General features: G+C 40.1%; 9 protein-coding genes and 1 tRNA gene. 9 read left to right on the top strand and 1 reads right to left on the bottom strand.

Annotated features, from left to right (window positions below; translation table 11 throughout):
* From gss to KH943_RS07910, 9 genes are all read left to right on the top strand, one after another.
* The coding region (gss, locus tag KH943_RS07950) for a bifunctional glutathionylspermidine amidase/synthase (protein ID WP_304109793.1) at positions 1–1663 on the top strand (1663 nt) is incomplete at its 5' end.
* Between the two features lie 328 nt (positions 1664–1991).
* Complete coding sequence (gene waaA / locus KH943_RS07945) at positions 1992–3272, top strand: lipid IV(A) 3-deoxy-D-manno-octulosonic acid transferase (protein ID WP_304109791.1); 1281 nt, start codon at positions 1992–1994, stop codon at positions 3270–3272.
* A 2-nt stretch (positions 3273–3274) separates the two neighbouring features.
* Positions 3275–3760, top strand: a complete 486-nt coding sequence (coaD, locus tag KH943_RS07940; RefSeq protein ID WP_304109789.1) for a pantetheine-phosphate adenylyltransferase — start codon at positions 3275–3277, stop codon at positions 3758–3760.
* Positions 3761–3762: 2 nt separating this feature from the next.
* Positions 3763–4311, top strand: a complete 549-nt coding sequence (gene orn, locus KH943_RS07935) for an oligoribonuclease (protein ID WP_304109787.1) — start codon at positions 3763–3765, stop codon at positions 4309–4311.
* A 115-nt stretch (positions 4312–4426) separates the two neighbouring features.
* A tRNA-Gly gene (locus KH943_RS07930) sits at positions 4427–4502 on the top strand.
* A gap of 66 nt (positions 4503–4568) precedes the next feature.
* The gene (gene tsaE / locus KH943_RS07925) at positions 4569–5069 is read left to right on the top strand and encodes a tRNA (adenosine(37)-N6)-threonylcarbamoyltransferase complex ATPase subunit type 1 TsaE (RefSeq protein ID WP_304109785.1); all 501 of its coding nucleotides are present in this window, start codon (positions 4569–4571) and stop codon (positions 5067–5069) included.
* Between the two features lie 30 nt (positions 5070–5099).
* Positions 5100–6218, top strand: coding sequence for an N-acetylmuramoyl-L-alanine amidase (locus tag KH943_RS07920; RefSeq protein WP_304109784.1), 1119 nt, complete (start codon positions 5100–5102; stop codon positions 6216–6218).
* 91 nt (positions 6219–6309) lie between these two features.
* On the top strand, positions 6310–7320 hold the full coding sequence (purR, locus tag KH943_RS07915) for an HTH-type transcriptional repressor PurR (protein WP_304109782.1): 1011 nt from the start codon (positions 6310–6312) through the stop codon (positions 7318–7320).
* Between the two features lie 9 nt (positions 7321–7329).
* Positions 7330–7932 carry a DedA family protein gene (locus tag KH943_RS07910; RefSeq protein ID WP_304109780.1) on the top strand — a complete coding sequence of 201 codons (603 nt, stop codon included), beginning with the start codon at positions 7330–7332 and terminating at the stop codon, positions 7930–7932.
* Between the two features lie 138 nt (positions 7933–8070).
* Here the strand turns inward: KH943_RS07910 and KH943_RS10165 are convergent, their stop codons facing one another.
* Entirely contained in the window at positions 8071–8169 is a 99-nt protein-coding gene (locus KH943_RS10165; protein WP_368493499.1) for a hypothetical protein, read from the bottom strand.
* Between the last annotated feature and the right edge of the window lie 17 nt (positions 8170–8186).

Genomic DNA, 8186 nt, shown 5'->3' with positions numbered 1-8186 from the left:
GGGGATGGCGTATGAGATTTTCGCACTGCGTTTTCTTCGCCAAGTGGTTAACGATGCCTTGTTACCGCTGCAGGCGTTCGCTAATGGCTGCAAACGCAAACCACAAGCAGGCGCGCTCTTAATTTGGCAGGAAGGGGGCGAGTTCAAGCACACAGGACACGTAGCGATTATTACCGATGTGCTGGAAGATCGGGTGCGTATTGTGGAGCAAAATGTGATTCACTCGCGTCTTCCAAGCGGTCAGCAATGGACGCGTGAATTGCCGATGAGCGTTTCCGAAGAAGGTTATCTTCTGCACGATACTTTCAATGACACTCACATTCTCGGCTGGATGATTCAAACCGATGATACCGAATTTGCTGAGCCGCAACCTTTCCCAAAACCGACCGAACTTACCCTTCAAGCTCGCCACATAGAAAATCACGGACAATTTGACGGCAAATGGCTCAATGAAAATGCTCCTTTTGATGCGGCTTATATCAAAGCAATGGGCGGGCACAAAGTGAGTCATTCCGACCAATATCGCTATTTTGTGATGTCCGAAAGTGCTCAACAAGAGCTAATTCACGCCACCAACGAACTGCATTTGATGTACCTGCACGCCACCGATAAAGTGCTGAAAGATGATAATTTGTTGCAATATTTCAACATCCCAAAATTGCTTTGGCCACGCTTGCGGCTCTCTTGGCAAAATCGCCGTTATCAAACCATCACAGGACGTTTGGATTTTTGTATGAGCGAACGTGGGCTGAAAGTTTATGAATACAACGCCGATTCCGCTTCTTGCCACGCTGAAGCAGGCGATATTATGAGCCGTTGGGCTAAACAAGCGGTCGGAAATGCAGGAAAATTTGCAGGTGAAAACCCAGCGGACGGCTTACGCAATGCCTTAGCTGATTGTTGGCAACATAGCCAAGCCAGCTCGCTCGTGCACATTCTACAAGATCACGATGATGAGGAAGATTACCACGCGATGTTTATGCGCCAAGCCTTGTTGCAAGCTGGTTTCCAAGCCAAAATTATTCACGGCACAGAAGGGCTACATTGGGACAAACGCGGTCAGTTGATTGATGATGACAATAATTTGGTGCAAACCGTTTGGAAAACGTGGGCGTGGGAAACGATGCTTGAACAGCTCCGCGAAGATGCCACAGGCATGGAAGTTGCTCCGCCGATTCGCACAGGTTACCCAGAAGATAAAGTACGGTTAATTGATGTGCTACTACGTCCAGAAGTGTTGGTATATGAGCCACTTTGGACAGCGATTCCAAGCAACAAAGCGATTTTGCCCGTGCTTTGGTCGCTCTTCCCAAATCACCGTTATTTACTGGAAGCCAGTTTTGAACTCACACCGAATCTGATTAAAAACGGCTATGCCCAAAAACCGATTGCAGGGCGCCGCGGTGATAATGTGACTCTTTTCGGTGAAAATAACGAGACTCTTGACATTACCAGTGGTCAATTCGGCAAACAAGAAAACATCTACCAACAACTTTGGTGCTTGCCAAAAGTGGAAGAACAATACCTGCAAATTTGCACCTTCACCGTTGGCGGTCACTATGGCGGAACTTGCCTACGTTCCGATCCAAGCCGCGTGATTATGGGTAATAGCGATATGCAACCGTTGCGGGTGTTAAAAGATAAAGTTTTTTTTGAGAAGTAAATAGTGTGTTTAAGCGGTGAAATTGACGCTTAATCAAGACTTAAACCCAGTGACTTTTTACAGTCACTGGGTTTGTTTTTTAGGATTGGCGGACATACCAGATTGTCTTTTGACAATTTCTTCTTTCTGAGTGCATTTGACGATTTTGTAGATCCATTGCAAAAGATAAAACTACTTCTTCAGTCTAACTTTTTGGGGTCAGATCGCTAGCGAGCTTAGCCTTTTCTTTCCTTTTTCTTTTCTTCAGCCTCTTCGATTTTATGCTAAAATAATCCCCAGATTCTTGTAAAACATTCAGCAAAATTAACCGCTTGGAGAAACTTTATCAATGCTTCGTTTTTGTTACACTTTATTAAGCTATTGTATTCAGCCGCTAATTTTGCTTTTTATGTGGAAAAAAGGCTTAAAACAGCCTGATTATCGCAAACGTTTATGCGAACGTTATGGAGTTTATTCCAATTTAGTAAAGCCAACACAAAATGGTATTATTGTACACGCAGCTTCTGTGGGTGAAGTGATTGCGGCAACGCCGTTAATTAAAGCGATTCAAGCTCGTTATCCTGAGCTGCCGATAACGGTTACTACCGTGACACCAACAGGTTCGGCACGTGTAAAAGGAGCGTTTGGCAAGAGCGTATCGCATTTTTATCTGCCTTACGATCTTCCCGATGCAATTGATCGCTTTATTGATTTTGTGCAACCTAAGTTGATGATTGTAATCGAAACTGAACTCTGGCCAAATCTGATTGCTCGTTTTCATCAACGAAATATTCCTTTTATTGTAGCGAATGCTCGACTTTCTCCTCGTTCGGCTAAGCGTTATGGATGGATTAAAGGTACGTTAAAAGGCATATGGCAACTCATTAATATGATTTTAGCTCAGGATAAAGTGAGCGAACAACGCTACTTGAATTTAGGGTATCCGCATGAAAGATTAGTAAATACAGGTAATTTGAAATTTGATCTTGAGATTACTGAACAACTGAGAGAAAAAGTTTTTGAAACGGTAGAAACATTAAATATTAGTAAGCGTTTGGTATGGATTGCAGGTAGTACGCACGAGGGCGAAGAAAAAATTATTTTAAATGCTCATCAAGAGTTGCTTAAAAAACATCCTGATTTGCTATTGATTCTAGTGCCTCGTCATCCTGAGCGTTTCACTCAGGTTGAAGAGCTGATTCAAAAATCAGGATTATCTTATCGAAAACGCTCTCAATTTGAACCGCTTGAACCAACAACCCAAGTGTTATTGGGTAATACGATGGGCGAAATGATGGTACTTTATGGCATGGCGGAAATTGCTTTTGTTGGTGGTAGTTTAGTCAAACATGGTGGGCATAACCCACTTGAACCGATTGCGTTTGAACTTCCTGTCATTTCTGGTGTACATACTTATAATTTCCCAGAAATTTTTGCGAAGCTACGTTCTGTGCACGGTGTTGTTGAAGTAGATAGTTCAAAAGAGGCTCTGGCACAAGCGGTTGAATTTTTACTAGAAAATACAAATGCCCGAGAAAAAGTTGCTCGTCATGGCTTTGAAGTATTAAAAGAAAACCAAGGTGCGCTGGCTCGCCACTTATATTTATTAGCCCCTTATTTAGAAAAATAAAGATGAAAAATATTGTGATTTATGCGGGCACGTTTGACCCGATTACCAATGGGCATTTAGACATTATTCGCCGTGCTGCGAGCTTGTTCGATAAAGTCATTGTGGCAGTGGCGAAAAATTCTAGTAAACAGCCAATGTTTTCACTTGAAGAACGCACAGCGTTAGTTGAGCAAAGTTGCCAAACTCTAGGGAATGTGCAAGCGGTCAGTTTTTCAGGCTTGCTTGCAGATTTTGCAAAACAGCACAAAGCAACTGTATTAGTGCGTGGTATTCGTGGTAGCGATGATTTGGAATATGAAATTCAGCTTGCTCAATTAAATGATAAATTAGCTCACGGACTAGAAACGATTTTCCTGCCGCCTTCTGTCGAGTGGCGTTATCTTTCTTCAACAATGATCAGAGAAATTCACAAACACCACGGTGATATTCAGCCTTTTGTGCCTGAGTACGTGATGGATTTATTAAAAAATAGAACAGAAAAGGAATAAAAATGAGCCAAGATAAACAAAATTTAATCTGGATTGACCTTGAAATGACAGGATTAGATCCTGAAAAAGAACGCATTATTGAAATTGCAACTATTGTGACTGATAAAGATCTGAATATCTTAGCAGAAGGTCCTGTTCTTGCCGTGAAACAATCGGATGAACTACTTGGTAAAATGAGCGATTGGTGCGTAAAAACACATACCGAAAATGGCTTAATTGAACGAGTGAAAGTGAGTAAGCTGACGGAGCGTGCTGCGGAGCTGCAAACGCTTGAGTTTCTAAAAAAATGGGTACCAAAAGGTGTGTCGCCAATTTGTGGTAACAGCATTGCACAAGATAAACGCTTTTTATACAAATATATGCCTGATTTAGCGGATTATTTCCACTATCGCTATTTAGATGTGAGTACGCTAAAAGAGTTAGCTCGCCGTTGGAAGCCTGAAATTTTAGAACAGTTTAAAAAACAAAATACCCATTTGGCTTTAGATGATATTAAAGAATCGATTAACGAACTAAAATTTTATCGCGAGCATTTTATCAAACTTGATTAAATTTCCTTTGAATTGATATATTTTTCCTCACTTGCGACATTTTTTAAAAAATTTTGCTTGTGAGGCACTTAGAAATTTGTATAATGCAGCTATTCAATTCTGAATGACCTCAAATGCGGGAATAGCTCAGTTGGTAGAGCACGACCTTGCCAAGGTCGGGGTCGCGAGTTCGAGCCTCGTTTCCCGCTCCATTTTTTCTTCAAATTTCTTCATATCAATTTACTTTTCGTTTTTATTTTGAATAAGCTATTTTTGTTATGACAGAACCTAATGCTTTTTATCTTCCTCATGAAGAAGCCTTATTGCAATTTGGACAACAATTCGCTACAGCAATCCAAGATTACTTAACGCAAACCCCAAGTGAAGGTGTGGTGATTTATTTGAATGGAGATTTAGGTGCAGGAAAAACCACGCTTACTCGTAGCATCGTTCGCCAGTTTGGTCATCAAGGTAACGTGAAAAGCCCGACTTACACTTTAGTGGAAGAGTATCAACTCTCGCCAATTTCTGTATACCACTTTGATTTATATCGCCTAGCCGAGCCTGAGGAGCTCGAATTTATGGGCATTCGTGACTATTTCCGCCCCCAAACATTGTGTTTGTTAGAATGGGCATTAAAAGGCGAGGGGATGATCCCAGAAGCAGATATTCTAGTGCAAATTGATTACGCTGAAGAAGGTAGAACTCTACGCTTATATCCAAAATCAGAAAAAGGCATCCAAATCGCCTCATTTTTGCACAAAATCACAAAAATTTAATCGCTTGTACTTTGTAATGAAAGGAATGATATGAATAAGTTTATCCGTTTCTTAATGATCGCATTGTTCGGTCTGTTAAGTGTAAATAGTTATGCAAAAACCGTTGTGGCAATTGATGCTGGACACGGAGGAAAAGATCCTGGGGCCATTGGAAAAAAACTTGGTATTAAAGAGAAAGATATTACGCTTGCTATTGCGAAAGAACTAAAAGTTTTGCTTGATGCTGATCCCAATTTCAAAACAATTATGACGCGTAAAACGGATACTTTTGTGCAGCTGCCAGAGCGAACCGAAATTGCTCGAAAAAATCAAGCAAATTATTTGGTTTCGATTCACGCAGATTCTTCGCCACGCTCAGATGATATGAAAGGTGCTTCTATTTGGGTGCTTTCTAACCGTCGTGCTAACGATGAAATGGGTTTGTGGCTGGAAGAAAGCGAAAAAAAATCAGAACTGTTGGGGGGAGCAGGACGAATTTTAGCACACAATAACGAACGTTATCTAAACCAAACGGTGCTTGATTTGCAATTTTCTCATGCACAACGTACGGGCTATGCATTGGGTTCTCATGTAATTGGACGAATGGCAAAAATTACCTCATTAGCAAAATCTCAACCTCAACACGCAAGTTTAAGTGTGCTTCGTTCGCCAGATATTACTTCTGTGTTAGTCGAAACAGGATTTTTATCTAACCCTGTTGAAGAGCAAAAACTCTCAACAGCAACTTATCGTAAACAGATTGCAAGAGCGATTTATGATGGGTTAGTTTTGTATCGTAAACAAAATGGTAAACCTTTGAATAATAAAGCCACTGCTGAAAAAGATCCTAAATTAAAAGTATCTAAAGAAGATAAAAAATCATTGAATAAGTTAGATACTAAACAAGCGGTAAAAAATAATGAAAAATCTACAAAACGTATGGCAACGAAAACTGATAATTCAAAAGATAAAGAAAAGACCAGCGAGCGCAACAAAGGGGACTCATCGCGTAAAATTCAAAAATTAACTAATGGTTATCACATAATTCAACAAGATGAGACGCTTTATTCTATTGCTAGAAAGTATAAAACTACGCCTGAAAAATTAAGTAAATTAAACGAGATAAAAGATAATAAAATTGTTGTGGGAAAAAAATTAAAAATTGAGTAATATGTAAAGAAATCGTTTTCCTATCACTAAAATTGGAAATTTTCTCTATACTATAATAGTGCATTAAATTTTATTTTTAGAGACAAATATTATGGCAACAATTAAAGATGTAGCGAAATATGCGGGGGTTTCAACCACCACCGTTTCACACGTCATCAATAAAACCCGTTTTGTGGCGGAGGATACCACTAAAGCGGTGTGGGATGCGGTACAAGCCCTGAATTACTCTCCAAGTGCTGTAGCACGTAGTTTAAAAGTGAACACGACTAAATCAATTGGGATGATTATTACCACAAGCGAAGCCCCATTCTTCGCAGAAATTGTGCTCGCAGTGGAAGAGCATTGTTACCGTCAAGGCTACTCGCTTTTTTTGTGCAACACGCAGAATAACCCAGAAAAAATCCAAAACCACTTGGATATGTTGATCAAAAAACGCGTAGATGGCATTTTGGTTATGTGTTCCGAATATACCGAAAAATCGCTTGCATTATTTAATGGCACAAACGTACCAATGGTAGTAATGGATTGGGGCACACACGATGGAAAAAGTGACCGAATCTTAGATAACAGCTTCGAAGGCGGTTATTTGGCGACTCAGCATTTAATTGAAAACGGCCATAAAAAAATTGGTGTGATTGCAGGAAATCTAGAAAAAACGACCGCTAGAACCCGCTTTGAAGGTTTTTTAAAAGCAATGAATGATGCGAGTTTGCCTATTGAAGACAAATGGATTGTCGAAGGCGATTTTGAACCAGAAGATGGTTACGAATGTATGAATAATCTGTTCCGCTTGGAAGAATTGCCCACTGCGATTTTCTGTTTTAATGATGTGATGGCGTTGGGGGCAATCTCAGCTATTACCGAACGGGGGCTTTCCGTGCCGAATGATATTTCTATTATCGGCTACGATAACATCCACAATTCGCGTTTTTATGCTCCTCCATTAACGACCGTGCACCAATCTAAATCGCGATTAGGCACCAAGGCGTTAGATTTATTATTAGAGCGTATTAAAAAAGAAGAAACTGCTTCTTTACCACAAATGCTTGAGTTTCACCCTGAATTAGTGAAACGTCATTCAGTCAAAAATTTAAATAAATAAGGGAAGGTAATGGAATTTTTAATCAGCTTTTTTAGTAGTTACGGTTATTGGGCAGTTTTCCTTGTGTTAATCGCCTGCGGATTTGGCGTGCCAATCCCTGAAGATATTACCCTTGTTTCAGGCGGGGTTATTTCTGGTTTAGGATACACCAACGTACATTGGATGTTAGTCGTCAGTATGCTTGGTGTGTTGAATGGCGATAGTACAATGTATTGGCTTGGTCGTATCTACGGCGAAAAAATCCGCCATTTTCCGCTCATTCGCAACATTATCACCGAAGAACGCTATAAAATGGTGCAAGATCGCTTTGAAAAACAAGGCAACCGCCTCTTATTCTTAGCCCGTTTTTTACCAGGTTTACGCGCAGTGGTTTATCTAGTTTCAGGCATTACTCGCCGAGTGAGCTTTACTCGCTTTTTATTAGTAGACTTTAGTGCTGCAATTATTTCTGTGCCTGTTTGGGTTTATTTAGGTGATTATGGCGCTCAACAATTAGATTGGTTAAAAGAGCAAGTCGAGCATGGGCAACATGCGATTTTTGCTGTGCTTGGTTTAGTAGCGATCTATTTTGTCTTTAAATGGTTTAAAGGACGAAAGAAAAAGCTTAATTAATTTTTATATTTGGAGCTAGATTATTTTTTACTAAGTAAAGAATAAAATAGCTGCCTTTATTTTCATCTAATCAAATTTTATTACTAGAAGGAATTAACCATGTATTATGTCATTTTTGCTCAAGATAATCCTAATATGCTAGAAAAACGTCTTGATGTTGACACGTACAGTAGGAGGGGCAATATCCGGATACTGGGAGATAGGCAGCGACAGCAGGCCTAACACACCCAGAATCACTATCACGATGGAGATAA

The sequence above is a fragment of the Haemophilus parahaemolyticus genome, from assembly GCF_018373095.1.
GTDB lineage: Bacteria > Pseudomonadota > Gammaproteobacteria > Enterobacterales > Pasteurellaceae > Haemophilus_A > Haemophilus_A parahaemolyticus_A.
Note: the sequence above shows the minus strand (reverse complement) of the source record. Positions and strands in the feature narration are given on the sequence as shown.